This window comes from Streptomyces sp. NPDC059917 (genome assembly GCF_042730635.1).
Taxonomy (GTDB): Bacteria; Actinomycetota; Actinomycetes; order Streptomycetales; family Streptomycetaceae; genus Streptomyces.
The window spans coordinates 181,650-204,262 of record NZ_JBHWLC010000003.1; the positions used below are offsets into that span (position 1 = coordinate 181,650).

Annotated in this window: 16 protein-coding genes; all 16 read right to left on the reverse strand. The window is 76.7% G+C overall.

Annotation, left to right across the window (positions count from 1 at the left end; all coding sequences use genetic code 11):
• Positions 1-7 precede the first annotated feature (7 nt).
• A complete protein-coding gene (locus ACFWAR_RS03090; RefSeq protein ID WP_385772535.1) occupies positions 8-1,477 on the reverse strand; it encodes a hypothetical protein in 1,470 nt (489 codons plus the stop codon).
• On the reverse strand, positions 1,474-2,937 hold the full coding sequence (locus ACFWAR_RS03095) for a hypothetical protein (RefSeq protein ID WP_385772536.1): 1,464 nt from the start codon (positions 2,935-2,937) through the stop codon (positions 1,474-1,476). Before ACFWAR_RS03095 ends, ACFWAR_RS03090 begins: the two co-directional genes overlap by 4 nt.
• Positions 2,934-5,030 (reverse strand): ATP-binding protein, encoded by a 2,097-nt coding sequence (locus tag ACFWAR_RS03100; protein ID WP_385772537.1) that lies wholly within the window; start codon positions 5,028-5,030, stop codon positions 2,934-2,936. Before ACFWAR_RS03100 ends, ACFWAR_RS03095 begins: the two co-directional genes overlap by 4 nt.
• On the reverse strand, positions 5,023-6,747 hold the full coding sequence (locus tag ACFWAR_RS03105; protein WP_385772538.1) for a hypothetical protein: 1,725 nt from the start codon (positions 6,745-6,747) through the stop codon (positions 5,023-5,025). The genes ACFWAR_RS03100 and ACFWAR_RS03105 overlap by 8 nt, the downstream gene beginning before the upstream one ends.
• The gene (locus ACFWAR_RS03110; RefSeq protein WP_385772539.1) at positions 6,744-8,885 is read right to left on the reverse strand and encodes a phage tail protein; all 2,142 of its coding nucleotides are present in this window, start codon (positions 8,883-8,885) and stop codon (positions 6,744-6,746) included. Before ACFWAR_RS03110 ends, ACFWAR_RS03105 begins: the two co-directional genes overlap by 4 nt.
• Positions 8,885-11,128 carry a putative baseplate assembly protein gene (locus ACFWAR_RS03115; RefSeq protein WP_385772540.1) on the reverse strand — a complete coding sequence of 748 codons (2,244 nt, stop codon included), beginning with the start codon at positions 11,126-11,128 and terminating at the stop codon, positions 8,885-8,887. Before ACFWAR_RS03115 ends, ACFWAR_RS03110 begins: the two co-directional genes overlap by 1 nt.
• 19 nt (positions 11,129-11,147) lie before the next feature.
• The gene (locus tag ACFWAR_RS03120) at positions 11,148-11,630 is read right to left on the reverse strand and encodes a GPW/gp25 family protein (protein WP_385772541.1); all 483 of its coding nucleotides are present in this window, start codon (positions 11,628-11,630) and stop codon (positions 11,148-11,150) included.
• A gap of 76 nt (positions 11,631-11,706) precedes the next feature.
• Complete coding sequence (locus ACFWAR_RS03125; RefSeq protein ID WP_385772542.1) at positions 11,707-14,688, reverse strand: hypothetical protein; 2,982 nt, start codon at positions 14,686-14,688, stop codon at positions 11,707-11,709.
• On the reverse strand, positions 14,685-16,214 hold the full coding sequence (locus ACFWAR_RS03130; protein WP_385772543.1) for a hypothetical protein: 1,530 nt from the start codon (positions 16,212-16,214) through the stop codon (positions 14,685-14,687). The genes ACFWAR_RS03125 and ACFWAR_RS03130 overlap by 4 nt, the downstream gene beginning before the upstream one ends.
• Entirely contained in the window at positions 16,211-16,876 is a 666-nt protein-coding gene (locus ACFWAR_RS03135) for a phage baseplate assembly protein V (RefSeq protein ID WP_385772544.1), read from the reverse strand. Before ACFWAR_RS03135 ends, ACFWAR_RS03130 begins: the two co-directional genes overlap by 4 nt.
• Positions 16,873-17,961, reverse strand: a complete 1,089-nt coding sequence (locus ACFWAR_RS03140; protein ID WP_385772545.1) for a phage late control D family protein — start codon at positions 17,959-17,961, stop codon at positions 16,873-16,875. Before ACFWAR_RS03140 ends, ACFWAR_RS03135 begins: the two co-directional genes overlap by 4 nt.
• The gene (locus ACFWAR_RS03145; RefSeq protein ID WP_385772546.1) at positions 17,954-18,130 is read right to left on the reverse strand and encodes a hypothetical protein; all 177 of its coding nucleotides are present in this window, start codon (positions 18,128-18,130) and stop codon (positions 17,954-17,956) included. The genes ACFWAR_RS03140 and ACFWAR_RS03145 overlap by 8 nt, the downstream gene beginning before the upstream one ends.
• Positions 18,127-19,491 (reverse strand): hypothetical protein, encoded by a 1,365-nt coding sequence (locus ACFWAR_RS03150; RefSeq protein WP_385772547.1) that lies wholly within the window; start codon positions 19,489-19,491, stop codon positions 18,127-18,129. Before ACFWAR_RS03150 ends, ACFWAR_RS03145 begins: the two co-directional genes overlap by 4 nt.
• Positions 19,488-20,072, reverse strand: a complete 585-nt coding sequence (locus ACFWAR_RS03155) for a phage tail protein (RefSeq protein WP_385772548.1) — start codon at positions 20,070-20,072, stop codon at positions 19,488-19,490. The genes ACFWAR_RS03150 and ACFWAR_RS03155 overlap by 4 nt, the downstream gene beginning before the upstream one ends.
• A gap of 3 nt (positions 20,073-20,075) precedes the next feature.
• Positions 20,076-22,115 carry a phage tail sheath C-terminal domain-containing protein gene (locus ACFWAR_RS03160; protein WP_385772549.1) on the reverse strand — a complete coding sequence of 680 codons (2,040 nt, stop codon included), beginning with the start codon at positions 22,113-22,115 and terminating at the stop codon, positions 20,076-20,078.
• Positions 22,112-22,579 (reverse strand): phage tail protein, encoded by a 468-nt coding sequence (locus ACFWAR_RS03165; protein WP_385772550.1) that lies wholly within the window; start codon positions 22,577-22,579, stop codon positions 22,112-22,114. The genes ACFWAR_RS03160 and ACFWAR_RS03165 overlap by 4 nt, the downstream gene beginning before the upstream one ends.
• Positions 22,580-22,613: the final 34 nt, after the last annotated feature.

A 22,613-nucleotide genomic window follows, 5' to 3' on the forward strand; every position in this document is an offset into this window, starting at 1 on the left:
CTACAGGTCATTCGGTCGGGTGGGTCCCGGCTGCCGCGCCGGTCACCTCCCCCGGGCTGTAGCAGGAGCGCCGCTCCCGCCTGACGAAGGCGACCCAGTTGGTGAGGGGGCGGCCCTGTTCGTCGGCCGGGACCAGGACGTCGACGGCGGCGGGGCGGTCCAGCGGGATCCGGTCGCGGTGCTGGGCCTCCTGCACGGCCCGGGCGACATCGGCCGTGCCGCACCAGCAGTACCGCACGTCCACCTGCGGCCCGAGGAAGGCCTCGATCCGGCCGAGCGCGGCCGCGGACGGGAAGGTCGGGGAGGTCTGGGGGGCGGCGTCATCGCTCCCGCCGCCGTCCTCGGGGGCCAGCGGCAGATAGCCGGCGGGCGGCAGTTCGGTGATCCCGAGCCCCTCCAGGGTCTCCGGCTCCGGCACGTCGGCCGCTCCGGGGCCCCACAGCAGCCCCGCGTCGATGCCCTCGACGAGCAGACCCAACTCCCGCCCCAGCTGCTCCTTGGTGTGGCTCTGCAGGAAGGTCTGCCGCCCCAGCCGGGCCAGTTGCTCCAGCAGCGGCTGGAGGTCCGTGCGGGGCGCCGCCCTCGCGGCCGTCAACTCCGCGAGCTGGCACTGGAACTGGAGGATCTGGGCCATGAACACGTCCCAGGGCCGCATGCCCGTCCGCGCCTGCCAGTACCGGTACGGCGGGGGCGCGCCGCGCTCGCGGCGGGCGGTCCAGGTGTCGACCTCCCAGGCCGCGGCCGTGCCCGGGGCGCGGCTGAGCACGGCGAGCCTGACCCCCTTGGCCTTCCCCGTGACCGTGGGCGGGGCCCAGTTCCGCGGCAGGTCGGCGGCGCCCGGTCCGTAAGGCCAGGCGGAGCCCTCGGTGCGCTCCGCCGCGAAGAGGCGGGAGGCGAGCCAGTTGCGCCGGTGGTCCGCGGGCCGGTTGTCCAGTCCGGGCTCGGCGGCCTCGGTGAGCCGGATCCGCACGCCCTCGGCGCCGTAGGGGCTGCGCGTGGTGCCCGCGCCGGAGCAGGGGTCGTCGCAGTAGCTGCCCTGCACCGGGGCCTCGCCGTAGGGCCAGGAGGCGGGGACGACCTCGACGTACCAGAAGGCGTTGGGTCCGGGGGCGAGGCCGCCGAGCGGGAGGGTGATCAGGCGTTGCGAGCGCAGCGGGCGGCCGTCGGGGGCGACGGCGAGCCCGCCGCCGACGCGCAAGGTGGCGTCCTTGACGCTGACCTCGTACCCCTCGGCGACGCCGGGACCGCCCGCCTCGCCGACGGCCAGGGCCAGCTCGCGGGCGTAGTCCTGGATCCGGTTGAGGTGTTCGGCGCGCAGGAACAGGCCGTCGAAGGCGGTCAGCCGGTCGATGCCGCCGCCCGCCGTCGCGGGGGTGCCGTCGGACGCCGGGGAACCGGGTCCGGCGGCGACCGGTCCCACCGGCGGGGCGGGCGGGGTCGTGGCGGGGGACGGGGGCGTGCCCTCGGTGACGGTCATGCCTCGTTCCTCCCCGTCGCCGATACGCGCGGCAGACGTACGGTGATGATGGCGTCGTTCCCTTCGTCGGCCGTGCCCGGCGGCCCCCCGACCACCCCGGCGAACGGCACGGCCGGGTCCTTCCCGTAGAGCGGCTTGGAGCCGGTGCCGCGGACCCGGATGCGGACGGTCTCGTAGGCGGGCCGTTGGTCGAGGTCGACCTTCACCCGGTGGCCGTCGGTGGAGATCCGGATCCCCGCGACCTCGTCGTCGGCCCAGCCCCGCCCGGCGTCGGACAGCGAGCTGATCTCCACCCCTTCCGGTTCGGCCGACCCCGGGGCGAGCGGGGCCGTGACGTCGAAGCTCAGCACGGTGTGCTCCCGCGACCAGGTGAGGGACTCCGGGACCAGCCGCGGCCCCCCGGCGTCCGGCGCCGCGGGGGCCCCGATCAGGCCGGGGGCCAGGGCGCACAGCAGTTCCTGGATCGTGGTGGTCGGCAGGAGGGCGGTACGGGCCCCCGCGTCCAGGGTGACGGCGCCGATCCGGACGCACTCCTCGTACTGCGTGACCTCCACCGTGAGGCGGGCCAGCACCACCGCGGCGTGGTCCTCCGTCACCGGGGCCCCGGGCGCGCACGCGTCGCCCTCCGCCCGCTCCGGTGCCTGCGCGGTGGCGTCCAGCGCGGCGAGCCGCCGGAAGGCTTCGAGCAGGGCCGGGGCGCGGCGCGCCTCGGGGACCCGCGCCACCTCGGCCGCGGCGCGCCGGGCCTCCTCGCCCGCCCGGTCGCCCGGCAGGACCTCGTCCAACCCGAGCAGGACCCGTACCCGGTGGTACGGACGCCAGGGGGCCGGCGCCTTCGAGCGGATCGTGATCCGCGCCGTCTCGACGATCCGGGAGAAGTCGTCGTGGCGCCGCGTCACGTCGCAGGGGTCGGCGAGTGCGGGCACGGGCCGGTCGGGACAGGTCGCGAACTCGGCGAGGATCCACGCCTCGACGGTCCTGGCCGCGGGAGGGCAGGGCGGGGGCTGCGCGGGCGCGCCGGGCTCCGGGTCGGGTGGTGCCGGAGCGGGATCCGGGTGGCGTGCGGCCCAGGCCGCGGCCCAGTCCGTGAGCGAGACGCACCAGGACGTCTCCAGGCTCAGCTCGCGCCCGAGCCCGTCCACGGCGAGTCCGGGCACCACGCGCAGTTCCCCGCCGTCGCGCCGCACGCCCAGGCCCCACACCACGCCGGGGCCGTGCAGCCAGGCGTTGTGCAGCATCTGTTTGCCGCGCGGATTGCCCATCAGGACGCGGAAGTCGTCCTCTCCCAGCAACATCCCGAAGGCCACGCGCAGCGCGAGGAACGGGTTCGCCCCGACGTCGTCCCCGGCGCAGGGGCCGGGGTCGCGGGCCGTGCCGCGGGGGTCGCCGGTGTACGGGTCGGGGGCGGACGCGCCGCCGCAGCCGCACGGGCTGGTGCTGCCGGTGCCGAGCGCCGTCATGATCTCTCCTCCTGAGGGGGTTCCTGCGGGGACCTGCGCCGATCGGACTCCTCGACGGGCGCGGTCGGTTCGGCGGCGGCCAGGGCGGTCGCGGCCCGGCGGTCCGGGGGCGGGCCGCCCGGGTCGGGGCCGCCCCCGGGGAACGGCCGGCCGGCCTTCGCGTACTCGCGCCGCATCGCGTCGAGGAGGTGGTCCTGGTCGATCGCTCTGCCCTGGTCCGCGGCGCGGAAGGCGCCGCCGATGGCGGCGTTGCGGATCCATCCGCCCGGTACCGGACAGCGCCGCGCGAGCGCGGCGAGGTCGACCTCGGGGTGCAGGAGGCCGGGCGGCAGGTGGATCTCCCACAGCCGACGGCGTCCGTCCGCGTCGGGGAAGGGGAAGTCCACGACGAAGTCCATCCGGCGGGTGAAGGCGGCGTCGATGTTCTGCCGCAGGTTGGTGGTCAGCACCGCGAGGCCGTCGAACCGGTCCAGCCGCTGGAGCAGGTAGGCCGTCTCCATGTTCGCGAAGCGGTCGTTGGACCCGGAGACCTCCGTCCGGGTGGCGCAGAGCGCGTCGGCCTCGTCGAGGAGGAAGACCGCCTGGGTGCGCTCGGCGACGTCGAAGCACGCGGCGAGGTTCTTCTCGGTCTCGCCGATGTACTTGGAGACCAGCTCGGACCCGTCGACGACCAACAGGTCGCGCCCCGCCTCCGCCGCCAGGACCTCGGCGGCCAGTGACTTCCCGGTCCCGGAGGGCCCGGTGAGCAGCAGCCGCACCCCCCGGGCAGCCCGGGCCGTTTCCCGCAACCGCCAGTCGTCCAGGACGAGGGCCTGGTCGCGCAGGCGCGCCACGGCGTCGCGGAGTTGGCGGCCGGACTCCCCCGCGAGCACCAGCCGGGACCAGCGGGCGCGCGGGGTGCGCAGCCGGGTGCCCGGGGGCAGCAGCGCGGCGGCCCGCGCCCGGATGGCGCCGCGGACGTCCTGCTCGACGCCCTCGTCCCGCGCGCCGAGCGCGGCCCGGCTGTGGACGTCGAGGGCCACCTGCGCCGTGAGCGCGGGGTCGAGGGGGTGGCGCGCGGCCAGCTCGGGGGCCCGCTCGGGGGCGTCGGGCAGGGCGGCGCGCCAGGCCGCCCGCCGGTCCCGGGCACCGATCGGGCCGACGGGCACGGTCAGTACGGGCCACTGCGGGCCGGGGCGGACCGTCCCGGGTGCGGCGCAGACGAGGAGCGGGCCCGGCAGCCGGTCCAGGGCGGGGACCACGGGACCGCGGCCGTCGGTCGATGCCGGTGCGATGAGCAGGGGCACCGCGCCGCGCAGCGCCGCGTGGAGCCCCAACAGCCCCATGGCCACGGGGTCGTCGGGGCGGGCGCGGGCGGCGGTCAGTCCGAGCCCGGCCGCCCGGGCGAGCGCCGCGCACCGGCTCAGCGCGATGGTCTCGTCCCGGTCCGGCACGAGCAGGATCCTGGGTTCGGCGGAGCACAGCGCGGCCACGGCCCGGGCGGTCTCGGGGAGTTCGAGCCAGGCCTCCAGACCGGCGACCGGCGGGCCGGGGTCGACCGGGGCGAGCGCGGCGGGCCAGGCGGGATGCCCGTGCAGCGCCTCCCACGCCTGGTCGGCGAGGGTGAGGGAGCGTTCGTGGAAGGGGCCCTCGCCGGTGAGCGCGAGGACGCCGCCGCGCACGGCGGCGCCTTCGTGGAAGAGCCTGCGCAGCAGCACCCGGGCCGGGACCCCGTTCCCGCCGTCGTCGCCCGGGCGGTCAGTGAGCAGGCAGGCGAGGCCGACGCTGGGGTGCGGGGCGCCGCCGGGATGCATGGCGCGCAGCGTCCGGGCCAGGCCCTCGTGTTCCTCGGGGAGCCCGGCGAGCAGGACGAGTTCGCACTCCAGCGGGCTCAGCCCGAACCGGTCCACCAGGCGCCCGAAGGGGGTGGCGAAGAGCGGGGCGGCCGGATCGCCGATCACCGCCCGGCTCGCGGCTCCCTCGGCCCAGGCCCGCAGGAACGCCGAGGGCGCGCCGCCCGCCTCGGCGCTGCACGTACGGTCCAGGAGGTCGGCCAGCCGGAGGGCGACGGTGGCCGCGCGCGCCGACAGGTCCCGGCTGGTGCGGTCAGACATAGCGGTACCTCACGACCGCGCCGAGCCAGCCGAGCCAGCCCGGGTCGAGGTCCAGTCCGGCGCGGCGCACCACGGGATCGGTGTCGGCGGCGGACAGCGTCGCCTCGATCCAGCCGGGTTCGGCGGTGATCCGTCCGGCGCGGCGGGCCATCGCCCGCACCGCCGCCATCGCCTCGGCGGGGGTCGTGCCCGCCCGCTCGCCGTGCAGGCGTACGGCGGTGACGCGGGCCCAGTCCGCGGCGAGTTCCGCGATCCGGGCCCGCTCGGCCGACGTCGCGGGGGCGGCGGCCGTGACGGTGGCGGCGCGGTCGGGTCCGAGCCCGGCCAGGGCGAGCAGCGCCGCGTCGGCGGCGGGGGCGTCGGGCAGTAGGAGCCGCGCGACGTGGTGGAGCACCCAGGACAACGGGCGGGCGGCGAGGTCGGTGTCGTCCAGGACCCGGTCGGGGAGTCCGGTCCCGGCGGCCGTGGCGAAGAGGAAGAGCAGGCCGGTCCAGCCGGTGTCCGCGCCCGCCTCGGGAGCGGGCGGCGGCGCGGAGCCCGCCGACCGGGGCGGTACGGTCCCCCGCGCGCGCGAGCCGTCGTCCTCGGGCGGTACCGGAAGCCGGGGCGCGCCGGGGTCGGCCGGAGCCAGGGGCGGCCGCGCGGCGGCCACGGGCGCGGGGATCGCGGCGCCCCGCACGGCATCGGCCGACGCGGCCGGGGGCGCTGCGGGGGCGGGGACCGGGGCGGCGGCGGGCGACGGGGCGGGATCCGGTGCGGGTCGGACGCCCGGGTCCGGCGGCGCGAGGTCCGCGCCGTGCTCCGCGGACGCGTCGGCCGGACCGCACAACCGCTCGGCGAGCTCCCCCGCCAGACCGGGCGCCGGGGGGCGCAGGAGCAGGGCCGGGGCGGTGTCCGCGACGACCAGCACGGCCCACGCGGCCCGTACCGGGGCGGAGGGCCGCAGCCGGGACGACCTGATCAGCTCCGCCAGCGGCGAGGCGGCGGCCAGGGCGGTCGCGAGCGCGGTCGCGCGGGCGCGGGCCGCCCGGTCCGGCGCTCCGGCGGGGGTCGCCCGTACCGCGGCGGCGGGTGCGGTCCAGGCGGCGTCCGGGGTGAGCCGCGCGGCCAGCAGTTGCCAACCGGCTCGGCCGAGGGACCGGTCCAGGGCGGCGAGTCCGGCCCGCTCGGCGGCGCGCAGCAGGGCGGCGGGGGTCTGTCGGGGGTGCCGGTCCAGGGCGGCCAGGATCGCGGGGCCGGGCGCGAGCGACGGGTCCGGGTCCCCGGCGCGCAGGATGCCGGTCTGCCGCCAGGCCCACAGCCGGGCGGTGCGGCCGGTCGCGAGCCCGGCGACGGCGTCGGCCAATGCCTCCCCGTCGTGCCGGTAGTGCACGAAGGTGCCCGGGCGGGCCTCCCGGACGGTCTCCTCGATCGCGGCCGCGACCGCCTCGGACCAGGCCCGGGCGAGCGCGGGGTCGGGGCGGGCCAGGTCGAGGGGCACGGTCAGGTCGAGGCGGGGCAGGCACCAGCGGCCCGGCGGCAGGTCCAGGGCCCGCAGGGCCGCTTCGAGGCCGCCCCCGAGGGCGTGCCGCAGGGGACCGCGCAGCCGTCCGGGATCGGCCGCGCCCGAGTCGGCGGCCGGTCGCAGGATGACCGAGAGCCGGTCGACGACGAGGACGGACCGGTCCGCGTCCTCGGGCGGAGCGGCGGGGGCGGGCGGGGTGGCGGCGGGGGTCATCCGACCCTCACCGCCCCGGCGATGGAGGTCTCGCCGACGCGCGCGCCGACGGCGGGCACGCCGACGATGCCGTCGTCCCCGATCCGGACGCCGCCGACGACGGCGGGGCCCCAGGCGGCGCCGGGGCCCACGACGGAGGTCAGTCCGAGGTGGAGCGTACGGCCGATCCGCATCCCCGCGCCCAGCGGGCAGATGTCGACCAGGGTGTGCGCCGGCTTGTGGGCCTCGACGACGGCCCGGACCACCTCCAGCTGTTCCGCGCCGAGTTCGGCGGGGATCAGCACGCTGAACCGGTGTGCGGTGGCCGTGTATCCGTCCTCGCCGGGCCGGGTGCCGCCGACGGTGAAGCGGCCCAGCGCTCCCGAGGTGCTCGCGGCGCCGCCGACCGCGGGGGCGGGCGGCCCGCCGGGTCCGGCGCCGAGCACGGCCCCGCCGAGCCCGCGCAGCCGCCAGCTCTCCACGACGCTGATGGGCAGCGGGAGGTAGAGGCGCAGGATCCGTTCGAGGCAGGCCACGGTGCCGCGGATGCGGAAGAGGTCGTAGGCCTGGGCGACCAGCGCGCGCCGGGCGGCGAGGGGCCAGCGCCGGTCGAGGGCGAGTCCCAACAGCCCGGCCAACCAGCCGAGGGCTTCTCGCGGAGTGGCGTCCGGGTCGAGCAGCAGGGTGCGTTCGGCGGCCCGGCCGTCCCACTCGTGCAGCAGGCCTTCGGCGGGGGCGAGGAACCGTTGGAGGAAGTCCGCGTCGCCCTCGTCCCGGCTCCAGGCCCGGGGGAGCCGGCCGGGCAGTCGGTGGCCGGGCCGCTCCACCCGTAGCCCCCGCACGCGGGGGGTGAGGCGGAGGGTTCCGGTCAGGTGGAGCACGATCCACAGGTACCGGCCGGGTGGAGCCGTGACGGGGGCCTCGTACGTGTCGTACCCGTCGTCGGGGGCGATCTGCGCCCAGGGCCATTCGCGCCCCGTCGGGCGGCGGAAGAGCGGTGCGCGTTCGGGGAGATGGGCGGCGACCTGGTCGGCGGAGGGCAGCGGCGGGGTGAGCTCGGGGTGGCGCACGACCCGCCCGCCCCGGACCGGAGGCGTCTGCGGCAGCGGGTCGGGGACGGTGTCCTCGTCGCTGGTGAGGCAGCTGATCCGGAGGTCGGTGCCGGGCGGGACGCACGCGTCGAGGAACACCCGCCCCCAGCGGGTGCGGTACTCGGCGGCGTCCAGCCGGTAGCAGACGACCCGACCCGTGGGGGTGTAGCGGGCGGCGGGTCCCGCGGTACGGGCGATGCCGTCGGCGGTGGTGAAGGCGATCCGGCCGTCGGGGGCCACGGTCAGGGCCCCGCCGTCGTAACCGGGGGCGCGCAGCGGTTCGATCTCGGCCCAGGAGGCGCCGTCGGGGCGGAAGAGGCGCAGCGGCCGGCCCGGGCCGCGGGCCACCACCAGGGTGCCCTCGGCGGTGAAGTCGAGGTCACCGGCATCGGGCACGACGAGCGGTCGGGAGCCGTCCGCCCGGGCGAGCACGGCCCGGCCGCCGCCGGGTCCGGTCCACAGGACGTGCACCTGCCCGGCGTGGTCGGCGATCCGGGTGGGCCGCAGGCCCGCGGCCCCGGCCGGTGGGCGCAGCACGGGCCCGGGCCGCGGGTCCCGGCGCCCGCGCAGGACGACGAGGCCGACCGGCCGGGTGAGCAGGGCGACGACGGCGCCGCAGTGGGCGGTCAGGTCGAGCGGCCGCCGGTGCGGCCGGGCGGCGTCGCGGACCGGGACGCGGCGCAGCGGCCGTTCGGCCCAGAGGTCGACCACCTGGACGGCGCCCGCGCCGGATTCGGCGATGTAGAGGCGTTGCGCCGTGTCGACGGCGAGTCCGCGCGGTACGCACAGGGTGCCGGGCGGCTGGTGCGCGGCGTCGGCGGCGGGCCCGGTGCACGCGGCGGGCAGGGCTTCGACCCGGCCGGTCCTGGGGTGCGACCGGTAGGCGCGGCCCCACCGGTCGAAGGCCAGCCCGGCGGGCCCGTGCCCGGCCGGTGGGGGGCCTCGTTCCGGCTCGGGCTCCCAGGCCAGGCAGACCCCGCCCTCGTCCAGGAGCGCCGTCGATTCGTGGGCGCAGCGCGCCCATTGATCCGCGTCGGCGAGCAGGCCGAGCGTCCGGTCCGCGTACATCAGCACACCTCCGGGGGCAGGGGGACGATGACGGGGTCGCCCGGGGGCGGCGCGGGGGTGCCGTAGCCGGCGCCGACGGGCAGCGGGGTGCCGGTGACCACGGTGATCGCGCCGAGCCGGGGGACCTCCCACGGCCGGAGGGGGACGAGGGGCATCGGTGTCCACACCGGGTCGGCCGCCCCTGCCCGCGAGGGCGCGGCCGGGTGTGCGGTCGCGGACGGTGTGGCGCGGCGGGCCAGCAGCAGTTCGTCCTCGATGTACGCGAGGCCCTCCACCTGGACGGCCACGGCTTCCAGTTCCGCGCGCCGCACCGCCCGGCCCAGCGGCCAGCCGCCGCCCTCCGGCCCGTACGGCGGGAGCGGGGCGAGGTACTGGCGCAGGATCAGCTCCACCCAGCGGCGCACCGCGTCGCTCTGGTAGCCCTCCCGGGTCCGGATGCCGACGGAGACCGCGATGTCCACGTAGGTGGGCGGGATGACGTACAGCTCGGTGGTGACCAGCCGACGCGGATCGAGGTACGCCGCGACCCGGCGCAGGAGTGCGAGGTCGGGCAGGGGGGCGCCCGGGTCGCGCAGGTCCTCCGTCGGGAAGACGAGCACGCTGATGACGCCCGCCGCGGGTTGGGTCGGCGTGTCGGGGTGCAGCAGCGGCAGGGCTTCGGCGCGCCGGATCCCGGGCACTTCGAGGGCCAGCGCCCGGAAGTCCTCGGCGGTGACGGCCCGGTCGCGGCGGTGCACCTCGGCGGGCAGGGCGTCCAGGGCGTCGGCGAGGGAGGCGGGATCGGCTCCCCCGGTGGCGGGGAGCGGGTTGGTGACCTTCACCCCGGCGACCCCGGTGAAGGAGTCGATCGCCCCGGCCGCCACGTTTCCCGCGGAACCGCCGCCGTACCGGTAGGAGAGCACCCGGATCCGCTCGCCGATCCGGGGCAGTCGGCCGCGCGTGGCGAAGCGGACCACGCCCGCTTCGGCGTCCAGCGTGTAGTGCCGGTCGAGGGGGCCGCTGGTGGCGAAGGACTCGACTTCGGTCCAGGGCAGCCAGCCGTCGGCCTCCTCCACCTCCAGGCGGACGCTGCCCGCGACCACGGGGCGCTGGGTGAGGCGGAAGGCCTGGTCGGCGTCGGCCGTGCCGGTGCCGAGGAGTTCGGGCGTGGCGGTACGGGCCTGCAGGGCGCCCACCGCATTGATCCCGACCCAGCGGATGCGGTGGATGGCGTCGTTCTCCCCGGCCGGACGGCGTACCCGGAGCCAGCACAGGACCCGCGCGGCGGCCTTCTCGTCGTCGAGCGGGGGCGGGCTGTCCGCGCCCGCTCCGCCCGCGGCGCCCCGGGCGTGGGTGGGGAACGCGGACGGCAGGGCGAGGGAGACCACGCCGCGAGCGGTCAGTCCGCGGGTGGTGTCCGCGAGGACGTCGAGCGGGGTGAAGGCGGACGGGCCGACGGGGCCGTTCCACAGCTCCCAGAGGAAGCCGGGGGGCGCCGAGAGCAGGTCCGACGCGCGCAGCCGGGTCGGGTCCGCGGGGGTGCGGGGCACCAGGTCGTAGGGGCGCGGCAGTTCCTCGTCGGGGAGGACGCCCAGGAAGATGCTCCGGCCGCGCAACTCGCGCGGGTCGGCGGAGTCCTTGGCCAGCAGCGCGATCCACAGGCACTGGTCGAGGGTGGCGGCGACGTCGAGCGGTGGGGCGGCCCCGTCCAGGGGATCGGTGGGCACGGCGGTGGTGACGTAGAAGGAGACGGGCGCTCCGGCGCAGGCCCGGTCGCGCTCGGCCGGCGGCAGCGCCTCCACCGCGTTCTGTCGGCGCCGCTTCTCGGTGGCCGCGCGCGCGGGGTCGTCGGCGGACGGGGCCGGGGCCGCGGTCTTCCCGACCGCCAGGACCTCCAGCGGCCAGGCCACCACCTCGTTGTCGGTCTCGAAGGGGACGGCGCCCGCGCGGGCTTCGGCGGCGCGCAGGACCTGGACGCCCGCGGGCCGTTCGGTGTCGAGGACCAACAGGGTGCGGGCGATCAGGGCGGGCCGGGGACGGACGCCCAGCAGCCGCAGGAACGCGACCTTGGTGGTGTCGGGGATCTGGTTGAAGCGGAAGAGCAGCGACTCGCCGAGGTGCGCGAAGAGTTCGAGCAGGGCGATGCCGGGATCGCCCGCGTTGTGGTCGGTCCACTCGGGGGCGTAGACGGGGATCCGCTTGACCAGCTCGTCCCTGAGCTGCTCGAAGGTGCGGTCGTCGAGGATGGGGCCGATCAGTGGCATGCGCGCTCCCGTCCCTCCGCTATCGCAGGTAGAAGGGGTAGACGAGGTTGTCGGGGCGCAGGTCCAGGAGGTGGACGTAGGCGATGTCGATCCACACCATGGTCGGCTCCTCCCCCGGGGTCACGGCGACCTCGGTGACCCTGATCCGCGGCTCCCAACGGGTGAGCGCCTCGCTGATCTCCGCGCTGATGGCGCCGCGGGTGGCCGGGGTGTTCGGTGCCATCAGGTGGCGGCGCAGTCCGCAGCCGAAGGTGGGCCGCATGACGCGCTCGCCGGGCTCGGTGTCGAGGATCGTCTCGATCGACTGCCGGACCACGGCGGGCCCGCTCAGCCAGGCGGGGGCTCCGGGTCGGTCCCCGGGCGCCGGTCCGCTTCCCGCCGTGCCCGCCGCCGAGGGGCGCAGCGGGAACCGGATCCCGGTCCCGGTCCAGGTCTCGCCTGCGGATGGTGCTCCCGGTCCGTAGCCGCCGGGGGCGGAGGTGAGGGCGTCGATTGCTGCCATGCCCTCCATGCTCCGCACGGACCGTCACCGCAACGTTTCCGGCGGGCCGTGGCGAGGGGTCCCGCCACGGAGGGCCTCATCCCCGGCGTCTGCCGAGGATCTTGGCTATCTGCCCCAGCAGCAGCGTCTTCGCCTCGTGGTACCACTTGATGGCCTCGTTGATGCGCTCCTGCGGGTACCACTTGCGGGCTCCGGCCCACTGGGGCCAGGGCACTTCCTGGCGGGAGGAGTTGGGGCCCTTGGCCTGCATGCGCAGGTTGCCCGGCTGGTGCACCAGCTCCACCCGCTCCTCGTGGTGCAGCCGTGCGACGTCGGGGATCTCGGCGAACTCCTTCTTCGCCACGACGTGGTCCACGCTCCAGGACGCGCGCGGGACGGGGTTCGCGCCGTACTCGTCCTTGCCACCGGCCCGCTGGTAGGTCGCGGTGCGGTGCGTCGCGGGCACCTTGGTGTCCTCCAGCGTGTCGTAGACCGACCGGCCGGCCCGCTCCCGCTTCTTCGCGCGTTCGGCGTCGATCAGGTCCTGCTTGACGCCGTTGGCCTTGCGGGCGTCCAGCTCTCTGATGTGGACCATGACCATCCCCCGGGTGACCAGGGCGGGGGCGATGTCGGGATACGCGTCCCGGAGGATCGCCCGTTCCACCGGGGTGCTGCCCTGTCCCACCTTCCCGGCTCCGACGGCCTCCATCCTCCGGTTGAGGGCCGCCAGGTGGACGCGGGCCTCCTCGTCGTCCGGGACGGGCACCTCCGCGGTCGGCTTCGCCGCGGTGTCGGCCTCCACGAGCGGGATGTTGTGCGTCGTGGGGTTCATCGAGGCCGTGATCTGCCAGGCGTGGCCGTGGAGTTCGGCCTCCAGTGCGGTGAAGCCGTGCGTCCTCTTGATGCCGGCGAGGGCGTCCCGGAGTTCGACCGCGTCGTACGGGTCGCGGTGGGACTTCGCGGCGACCTCGCCGAGCGCCTTGAGGCCGGTGAGCCAGCGTTCCTGGACGGCGGACGCGGGCACGACGGGCGCGTCCGGCCCCGCCTTCGCGCCGACCGCTTTCGTCCCGGCCGCTTTCGTCCCGGCCGGTTTCGCCCCGGCTGCTTTCGTCCCCGGGGGTGGGGTGGCACCGGCCCCCTTGGCGGTGGGCGGCGGGGTGGCCGGACGGGTGGCCCCCGCCGCCTTGCCCGCCCCGGCAACCGGCGGCGCCGCGCCTCCCGGGTCCGACCAGCTGCCGCGCTTCGGTTCGTCCGTCGCCGTCTTCGCGGGCAGTCGGTCGCCGACCAGGTCCGACAGGAACTTCTCCGGGGCGAAGTCCACCTCGCCGAAGGTCACTTCGGGCACCTTCCCCGAGCCCACGACGTGCTCCACGTCGGCCCCGATCCCGAACTCGCCCGGCAGCGGGTACTCCCGCTGGAACAAGGGCCAGTCCCACCGGTGGTCGGGGACCGGGGACCACCAGGGGCTGTCCAGCTCCACGAAGAGTTCGCCGCCGAGGCCCAGGAACGGCTGGGCGGCGAGCTCCATGTGACCGGCGAGGAAGAACTCGCCGTGCTTGCCCGCCTTGGGGTCCGCGACCTCGCGGTAGCCGATCCGGGGGGTGGCCTCGACGTAGCCGCGGATGCCCGCGAGCGCGCTGAGCGCGAGGCCCGCCTTGATGTCGTGACCGACGAGCGTGGCTCCGGCGCCGCCCTCGGCGGTGAGCCGGAGCCCGGCGGAGGCGGAGACGTTGAGGGTCGCGGTCAGCCCGAAGTCGCGCAGCACCTCGGGCTTGGTCGACCAGGTTCCGGTCAGTTCGATGTGGTCGAGGGTGGCCGGGCCCAGCACCGCGAGGGCTTCGAGACCGATGTTCGCGAAGAGGAAGACGTTGCCGACGAGCGGGACCCCGTAGGCCGCGCGCACCTCGAAGCGGGCGAGCTGCTTCTGGTAGCGGCGCTCCGCGAAGAGCGGTTTGTCCATCCGGGGGGCGATCTTGCCGACCACGGTGACGTCGCCGAGGTGGTCGACGATCACGAGCGCCTCGCCGCTGAGCCAGTCGGCGAGCCTGACCTGGAGCGTGCCCCAGCCCGCGACCACCCGGGGCCCCGGTGCGGCGACCGCCGCCGGGGCCGGGGCGGAGGACGGCGCGGCCGGTTCCGGGGCGCCGGTGGCCGGGGGTGGGGCCGCCGCCTTCGCCCGGTCGGGCAGCTTGCTGTCCGTCAGCTCCTTGGCCGTCTTCGCGTCGGTGGCGACCAGGGTGACCTCGCCGTCGAACTTCTCGTTCGTGTAGCGCACCGTCCCGCGCACGTCGACGGCGCCCGCCCCGAAGGCCGCCGTCACCTGGCCGGTGAATCCGCGCAGCAGTACGTCGACGCTCGCGCTCCCGGTCAGGGCGCCGTCGGGACCGCGCCGGACCGGGACCGCCACCGCGCCCAGGCCGGCCACCGCTCCGCGCGCGACCGCGTCGAAGGTGACCACCTCGTTGGCGAGGCCGAAGGCGCCGGTGGCGCTCAGGAAGCCGCCGAGGGCGAAGGACATCCCGCTGACGTTCACCACCAGGGTCGTGCCGCGCAGTTCGTTCTCCACGCCGGGCAGCCGCAGGCCGCCCAGGCCCGCCCAGCCCAGCGCGTCGGGGTGCTGTTCCATGAGGTCGAGCAGGGCCCGGCCGCCGTCGAGCAGTCTGCCCTTGACCACCGCGCCGGCGTGGCCCTCCAGCACGCCGTCGTGGACCCGGAGCGCGAGGACCGGCTCGATCCCCCGGGCGCGCAGCGGGTGCAGCAGGGGGTGCGGGAGCGGGATCGACTGGAAGGCGTCGCCCGGTCCGGTGACCAGGGCGCCGCCCTCCGTCCGCCGCAGGTTCAGGGTGCCCCTGGCCAGCTGTCCGAGCCGGACCGGGACCGGTCCCCCCGCGGCCCCCAGGGCGTCCAGGTGGGCGGCGATCGCGGGGGAGGCGGTCAGCTCCGCGCCCCCTCGCAGGACCAGTTCCTCGACGAGCGCCCCACCTGGTGCGACTCCCGTCGGGACCGGAGCCGGGACCTTCGCGGGCAAAGGTGCCGCCTCCGGCGCCCGCACCGGCACCGGTTCCGCGCGGGCGCTCATCCTCCGGCCCCGCACAGCGGGTCGGGGGGCGAGGTCTCCGGTTCGGGTCGTGGCACGGGCCCGGGCGGCGGCGGGGTCAGGGCGTCGAGGAGGTCGTCCCCGTCCTCGTCGGCGAAACCGCTGCCGGGGTCCTGGAGCCGGGCGGCGGCGCCGGGGCTGCCCAGGAGGGTGTCCAGGTGGGCCCGTTCGTCGTCGCCCATCGTGGACAGCTTGCCGCCGGCCGCGAAGTAGGCCTTGAGCGCGGCGAGCGCCTCCACGGACGGGGGCAGGCAGAAGCGCAGCGCCAGCAGCCACCAGAGCTGGAAGAGGAACACCACGATCGGCAGGAACAGGCTGAAGACGAAGAACGCCACGATCATGAGGATTTCGAGGGCGAAGGTGCAGGTGCGGGCCGTGGTGCCGCCCACGGAGCCGCCGCTCGGGGTGCCGCCGCCGGGATCGAAGGAGAACTGCGAGCCCGGCGGACTGGTGACGGCCACTCCCCCGAGCCCGGGCGGGCCGCCCGCGCGGGCGGCGACCGCCCTCAGGTCCGGCAGGGTGAGCGAGGTCGTGCGGTTCTTGGTGCCTTCCGGATCGTAGAAGGCGGCCAGGCGGAAGCTCTCCGTCGGTGCGCTCCACGAGGTCTCCACCGGGCAGTGCTCGTGCCCGGGCCGCGCGGGGCGCCGTACGAAGCAGGTCAGTTCATAGAGGGACTGCGGATCGAGCTTGGGGGCGCCGAGGTCGTCGTGGTCGCCGGAGGAGACCGGTACCAGGCCGAACCAGAGGGAGCGGGCGGGTGGTGCCGGTCGGTCCGGGCAGTCACCGGAGCGCGGCGGCAGCCGCCACATCGGGAACTCCTGTTCCCGGTCGGCCGGGCGGCCGGGCGGAGCGCTCCCGCCGAGGGGACGCCACTGCCCGCCGGCGGGTCCGGTCATCCACGCCTCGGTGTGCTCCTCCAGGCCCACTTGGTCGAGCAGTGCGCGCTGCTCCTCGGCGAAGCGGGTCCGTGCCAGGTCCGCGCGCAGGACGTCCCCGGCCTCCGAGGTCACGAGGCCCGCCGGGGCCCGCTCCGCGCCGAGCAGCTCCGCCGTGAGCCGACCCGCGAGCCTGCGCAGGACCTGCGGCGGCGCGGTCAGGTCCATCCGGCGGCGGCGCATCACGAACCCCACCTCCAGCCCTTGCGCGGACTGCGGGCGGGGCAGCCCGGGCCGGTCGCAGAACAGCTCGACGACGACCGCGTAGAACCGGTCGTGGCTGGGTTGGTAGAGCTTGCGCAGCCCGGTGCGGACCAGTCGGTGGGTGGCGAAGCGGGCCCGGCCCGGCTCCCGGTCGCCGAGGGCGACGGGCACCGGGTAGGACCAGACGTCCTCGGCGCGGTCGAAGCGCAGGGAGTCGCGCGGGTCCGCGAGGAGCCGGGTGACGAGGTCGGCGCGGTCGTACTTCTGGAGGGCCGGGGCCAGCGCCCTCGGGTCGAAGCGGTCGAACCCGCCGCGCTCGCAGGTGTACCAGGGGGCGAGCGCGCGGAAGCCGTGCTCGGCGGCGCTCACCAGATGTTCCCGGCGCCGGGCGTGTAGGCGGGGGACACGATCCCCTGGTCGACCAGGAGGGTGCCGACCCGGACGATCCCGCTGAAGGTGGAGCATCCGGCGGTGACGTTGACCACGGGCGCGGTGACGTCGAGGGAGGACACGGCCTGGATCTCCACGGCGCCGCCGGTCAGTCGGACCAGGCAGCCGCCGCTGTGCCGGATGGTGATCTGCTGCGCGGCGTCGTCGAGGGTCACCTCGTGGCCGGAGGCCATGGTGATCCGGACCTTGGCCGCGCCGGGGGTGTCGTCGAACTGGAGCCTGCTGTCCTGCCGGGAGCGCAGCTGGCGCAGGTCGTTGGACGGCTGTGGTGTGTGGGGCAGGGCCGCGCTGCCGTGCCAGGCGGCGCCGAGGACGTACGGGCGGCGCGGGTTGCCCGCTTCGAAGGCGACGACGACCTGGCTGTCGACCTCGGGCAGCACCAGCAGTCCCTGCTCGTCGTCGGCGTACGGCGAGCACAGCGTGGCCCAGGCGCGGACGTCGCGCTCGCCCTCCTCGCCCATCCAGGGGAAGCGCACCTCGACGCGGCCGAGCCGCTTCTCGTCGACGATGTCGGTGACGAACGCGGGGTAGACGCCGAAGTATCCGGGGACGGAGCCGTCCGCGGGGGCGGGCAGGGTCATCGCACCACCTCGTTCAATGAAGGGCGTTCGGCGTCGAAGCGGGTGCGGAAGCCGTGCTCCGGGTCGAAGGTGTGCCGGATCCGGGTGACGTGGTACCCCTCCCCCTCGAAGGGCGCGCCGACGGAGCGGAGGGTGAGCCGGCCGCCGACGACCAGGTCGGGGCTGCCGTGGGTGGTGCCCGCGACGCTGACGAACCGGCGTCCGCGGCGCAGCATTTCGGCGCGGGCCCAGGCCCGGGCCTCCTCGGCGGTGAGGGCGCTCTCGCGGATCCGCAGGCTGGTGGCCGGGCCGAGGGTCTGGGTCAGCAACCGGGCGCCGGTGCGGCCGCCCGTCGTCTCGGCCTCCACGACCTCGGGGCCGGCACGCTCGTCGATGCCCGCGCCGCGCTCGGCGTCGTAGCCGGTGACGACGGTCTCGCTGCGCTGGTGGGCGAGGTCGGCCACGAGCCGGACGGAGAGCAGTTCGCTGCCGTAGACCAGGGTCTGGGGGGTGCCGCCGCGGCTGCCGCGGGGGCGGAAGTGCAGGGTGCGTCCGCTCGCCCACAGCTCGGCCTGGATGAGCCGGGCCCGCTCGCGCAGGAAGGCGAGGTCGCTCTGGTTGAGTTGGTGGACCAGGTCGTAGCGGGGGCCGGGGGCGTCGGCCTCGGCGCCGAGGCCGTGCTCGGCGGCGACGGCTTCGGCGAGGGCGGCGTCGGTCGTCTCCCGGTAGGTGCGCACCCGGCGGGTCATCCGCAGCCGCATCAGGGCGTCTTCGGCGTGCACGAGGACCTGGGGCGGTTCGCCGTCGCCGAGGACCAGCTCGACGGCGGAGACCACCCCGTCGAAGACGTGGCGCAGCCGGTCCGCGGGGCCGAGGGCGACCTTGAGGGCGCTGCCGAGGCCGATGGTGCTCCCGTCGAGGTGCAGCAGGCGGTCCTGCGGTCCCTTGGCCCCGGCGCCGACGGCGAGGAAGTGCGCCCGCAGGGTGCGCAGGCCCTCGGTCCCCTCCGCGACGTCGAGGTGGACGCAGTCCCGCGCGAGGTCCCTGACCAGCGCGCCGCCGACCTCGAAGACGGGTGATACGGCCGCGACCACCGGCTCAGTCATCGAAGGCCTCCGCGCCGGTCCGGGCCGCGAGCCAGGCGGCGCGCTCGCGGGCCTCCCGGTGGCGGTCGGCTGCGGCGTGCGGATCCGCGGCGCCGCCCGCCGGGGCCGTCGGGCCCTGTCCGGCGGCGGGCACGACGTCGGTGTGCAGTTCTCCGATGTACACGCTCATGGCGGGCCTCCTCGCGGTGTCCATCCCAGGGTGCGGGGGCCCGCGTCACGGCGGCGTTGCTCGCAGTCGGCGGCGGCGCGGCCGGGCGGATCGGGCGGGAGCCGCTCCCACGGCGCGGCGCCGGGGTCGGGCGCCGGGACCTCCTGGCGGCGGGCCCGGTCGGCGAGGCTGCGGCCGCCGCCCGCCTCGACCTCGGCGAGGGTCCCGGGATCGGCACGCGCGCGCAGTGGTACGCCCCGGCCGTAGCCGAGCGAGCGCCGGTCGGGCGCGGCCGGGCCGGGGGCCGGTGTCGCGGCCGGGTACGGCGAGGTGGCGGGCGGTGCGGTGGCCCGGCCCGCGGCCGGTGGCACCTCGAAGGACTGCCGGGCCCGGGCGGTGGCGCGGTCCACCGCGGCGCCCGTGACCGCGGCCGCCGCCGCGGCGATGCCGCCGCCGGCCGACAGCGCGAAGCCCGCCGCGACCGGATCCGCCGCTCCGCCGTGGCCCGCGGCTCCCTCCCCGGGCGCCACGTCGACGCCGATGCCGAGGGCGCCGGCGAGTCCCGCCACGGAGGTCGCCGCCACCCCACCGGCGGAGGTCGCCGCGAAGGGCCCGGCCCCGGCGAAGGGGACGGTGACCTCGGCGCCGAGCTGTACGGCGGCCCCGGCCGCCAGGGTCAGCGGGCTGTCCAGCCCGTTCATCGCACCGCGCCACCCGGCCGGGTCCAGCCCCAGGCGGGAGAGGACCTGCTGCGCCGATTCCCCTTCCCGCGCCCGCACCACCCGGTTCGGGCGGCCGGTGCCCGAGGTGCCGGGCGCGGCGCCGGTGCGGGGGGCGCCCGGTTCGGTGGCGGCTCGGGCGTCGCGCGTACCGGGTCCCTCGGCGTGGGCCTCGTAGGCGAAGTTCTGCTCGACGAGGGTGACGCCGACCTTGGCGCGCAGCGGGGTGCCGTCGGGGGCGAAGTGGTCGAGCTCTTCGGTGATCTGGGTGACGATGCCGTTGTAGCGCAGGGTGCCCCAGACGAAGCGGACGACGGGCGGCGGGTCGGCGGGCCGGTCCGGCGGCGGTTCGGCGTACTGGCGGACCAGGGCGGTCCAGCGGCGCACGTCGACGTACTGGCCGCCGGAGCGCTGCTCGGTGGTGTCGAACTCCAGGTCGAAGGTGAGGGTGGAGCCTTCCGTCGCGGGATGTTGGCGCTTCTGGGAACGGGTGGTGGCGCCGCCGCGATCAACGCTGTTGTTGCGGCTGATCCGCAGGGAGGTGGGGTTGAACTGGACGGGCACGGCGGGGCCGTCGTCGACGACCAGCGGTGGTTGGTCCTTGGCTCCGGCGCCGCCGCGCGCCAGGCGTTGCAGGGTGGCCTGGGCGAGGGGGGCGCTCACGTGGTGCGCTCCAGCCGCAGGCCCTCGTGGGCGATGTGCAGTTCCTCCATGGCGATCTCCCCCGTCTTCGCGTGCAGCGATGGGCCGATGATCTTCAGTGGCAGTCCGCGGGTGAAGGTCCAACGGGCCACCACCCGCTGCCCGGTGGGGTCGAGCACCTCGATGTCCCCGTCGTAGCGGACCGGGGGCGCGGCGCCGCCGACCGCGTCCTGGAGCCAGTCCCACAGGCCGGTGTCGGCGCTGCCGTCCGGTGTCGCCAGGAACATGCCGCGCCTGAGGACGAGCGGTTGGAGCCGGACCCGGCCCAGTCGGCGCACCGACCCGTCGTTCGCCCCGCCCTGGGCGTGCTCGCGGACGTCGACCTCCAGGCCGAGCCCGGTGCACTCCTGGAACCCGCCGTCGCCGAGCCGTTCGGGCGCCGGGGCGGCGGGTCCGCGGTCCGCTCCGGTCGCGCCGACGGCCGCCGCGGGGGCGGCGTGGGTCACGTGCGCGAGGACGGGGGGCGGCAGGTCCGTGCGGCCCGGGGCGGCGCTGCGGGTGAGCCGGACGCGGAAGCGGAAGGTCTGTACGGCGTCGGCCACGGCTCACCCCACCGCCACGGCGCCGTCAGCGTCCTGGGAGATCCGCAGGACGAGGTATTCCAGGGGCTGCGCCGGTGCGACCCCGATCTCGGCGACCAGCCGCCCGAGGTCCTGGGACCAGGCGGGGTTGAGGCGTTCGTCGCAGCGCACGAAGAAGGACTCCTCCTCGCGGTCGCCCGCGAACGCCCCGGAGCGGTGCAGTCCGCGCAGCAACTGCACGACGGCGCCCCGCAGTTCGGCGCGGAGCTCGGGCGAGTGGGGTTCGAATGCCAGGACCTGGGCCTGCCGGTCGAGGGCGAGGCGCAGCATGGTCATCAGGCGGCGCACGCTCAGTTGGCGGTAGTCGGGGTCGCCCGAGAGCGTCCGGGCGGACGCGAGCCGGAAGCCGTCGCGCTCGGCCCGGAAGACGTCGATGCCGAGCAGGTGCAGGGCGTCGTGGTCGGCCTCGGCGAGCGGCTGGGCCGCGGTCACGGCTTCGGCGGCCAGTTCGTTGGCGGGTCCCCAGGGCAGGCCCAGGCGCCGTTCGCGCTCGGCGATGATGCCCGCGGCGAAGCCACTGGGCGGGACGAGGACGGCGCTGCCCCGGGGGTCGTCCGCGGGCATCACGCCGAGCCACGGGTGATGGGCGGCGGCGTAGGAGCTGTCGAAGGCGGCGCGCCAGCGGGCGACGGCGCGCACGGGGAGCCGGGGCGGTACGTCGAGCAGGGCGACGAAGCGCCGCTGCCGCTCGGCGAGGGCCACGAGCCGCTGCTGGCGGCGCAGGATCTCGGGCAACCGCGTGACCCCGTCCAGCAGGAACTCCCGTGCGGCGGCGGATCGGGAGGTCAGCGGCGGCGACGGGGGCGGGCAGGGGGCGAAGACCGCGCCGGGCGGGGTCCGGGTGGGGAGTTCGGTGCTCTCGGGCGCCTCGGCGTACTCCCACAGCAGGTCGGGTACGGCGAGCAGGGCGACCTCGGTGACCAGCGCCATCCGGTCCATGCCCACGGCCGGGGCGGGGCCGGTCCCCGGCGCCGCACCGGGATCCTCGACGGCCTCGCCGCCGCCGACGGGCAGCAGGTCGACGGGGCCGGGGCCCTGGAAGCTGTCGGGGCCGATCCCGGCGTAGCGGTCGAGGCCCGGGCGGACCGGCCGGGAGAGGGCGGAGCCCAGCCTGCCGTCGGGCGGCGGCAAGGGGTCGGGCCAGGTCCCGTCGGGGGTGACGAGGAGGGATTCGGCCGCCAGTACAGCGGCGGCGGGGCGGGGGTGGTCGCCGCAGAGGCCGAGCCCCGCGAACCGCTCCCGGCGGGGGCGGGCAGGGTCGGGGTCGGTGATGGTGACGGTGACGGTGACGGCCTCGGCCTCCACGGCCAGGGTGACGGTCCGGCCGCCGGGGCCGGTGACGGGCGGCCGGTCCAGGAGGGCCCTCCGGCGCCGCGGCCCCCCGGCCGCCGGTCCGGGACCGGGGCCGCCGGCGGACGGCGCGTCGGCGAAGCCGGTGACGCGGAAGAAGTCCCCGGTGGTGGGCAGCCCCCTGCCCCGCAGCCGCAGGACGCTTCCGACGGGCGGGATCCGGGCCTCGGGCAGGGCCAGCTCGCGCCCGGTCACCACGGCGGCGAACTGCTCGGCTCCGGTGAACTCCCACCGGACGGCGAGCCGCCCGCCCCAAGCGCCTTCGTCACGGGCCCGCAGGTCCACCTCGGCGCCGCTCCCCGCGGCCGCGCCCGCGGCGGCGCCGAGCCGGGTCCGGTGCAGCGCGTGGGCCTGTTGGGCGGCGGGGTGCGGGGCCCGCGGGAGGGGGGCCACGCGCAGCACGTGGGCGCGGACCCCGCCCTGTGCGAAGAACGCCCGTACCGCGTAGGGCAGCAGGCCCGGGCCCTCGAAGCCGCCGAAGCGGTCGAGGTAGTCCGTCCAGCGGTCGACGGCGACCGGGGTGTCGACGGGGCCGCGCGGGGCCACGCCGACGAACCCGGCGACGTCCAGGCGCACCGGGCCGAAGGAGGGCGGCGGGCGGCGGGCCTCCCGGTAGACGCCGGGTGCGCCGAACCGCGGTCCGAGGGGGGTCACGAGGAGAGCGACAGGAAGTCGATGGATTCGGCGACGAGGTGCAGCTCCTCCATGGCGACCTCGCCCCCGCCCTTGCCCTGGAGGGTGGGACCGACCCACTTCTTGGGCTGGGCCTGGTTCAGCCGCCAGGAACAGACCGGGAGGTGCCCTTCGTCGTGGAGCGTCACCGTGACGGTGAGGGGGAGGTAGATGCCGCTGCGGGTGTCGGCGATCCACTTGAAGAGCCGCAGGTCGCCGATGATGCCCCGCTTGAGGGTGACGTCGTCCGTGGTGTTGGTGTTGGCGATCTTCCGGACGTGGTTGAAGTGGTCGTTCCCGTTGCGGTACTCGGAGAACTTCACCTCGTTGCCCGCTCCGCTGAAGTCGGAGAAGCCGCCGCCGATGTCCCCCTCCAGGCCGGCGCTCGTGTTGCCGAGCTGGACGAGGAAGTTGAAGGCTCCGTAGGGGTTGGTGCGCGTGGCCATGGGTCTGTCTCCCGGTCTTCCGGCTGCTTGTGGC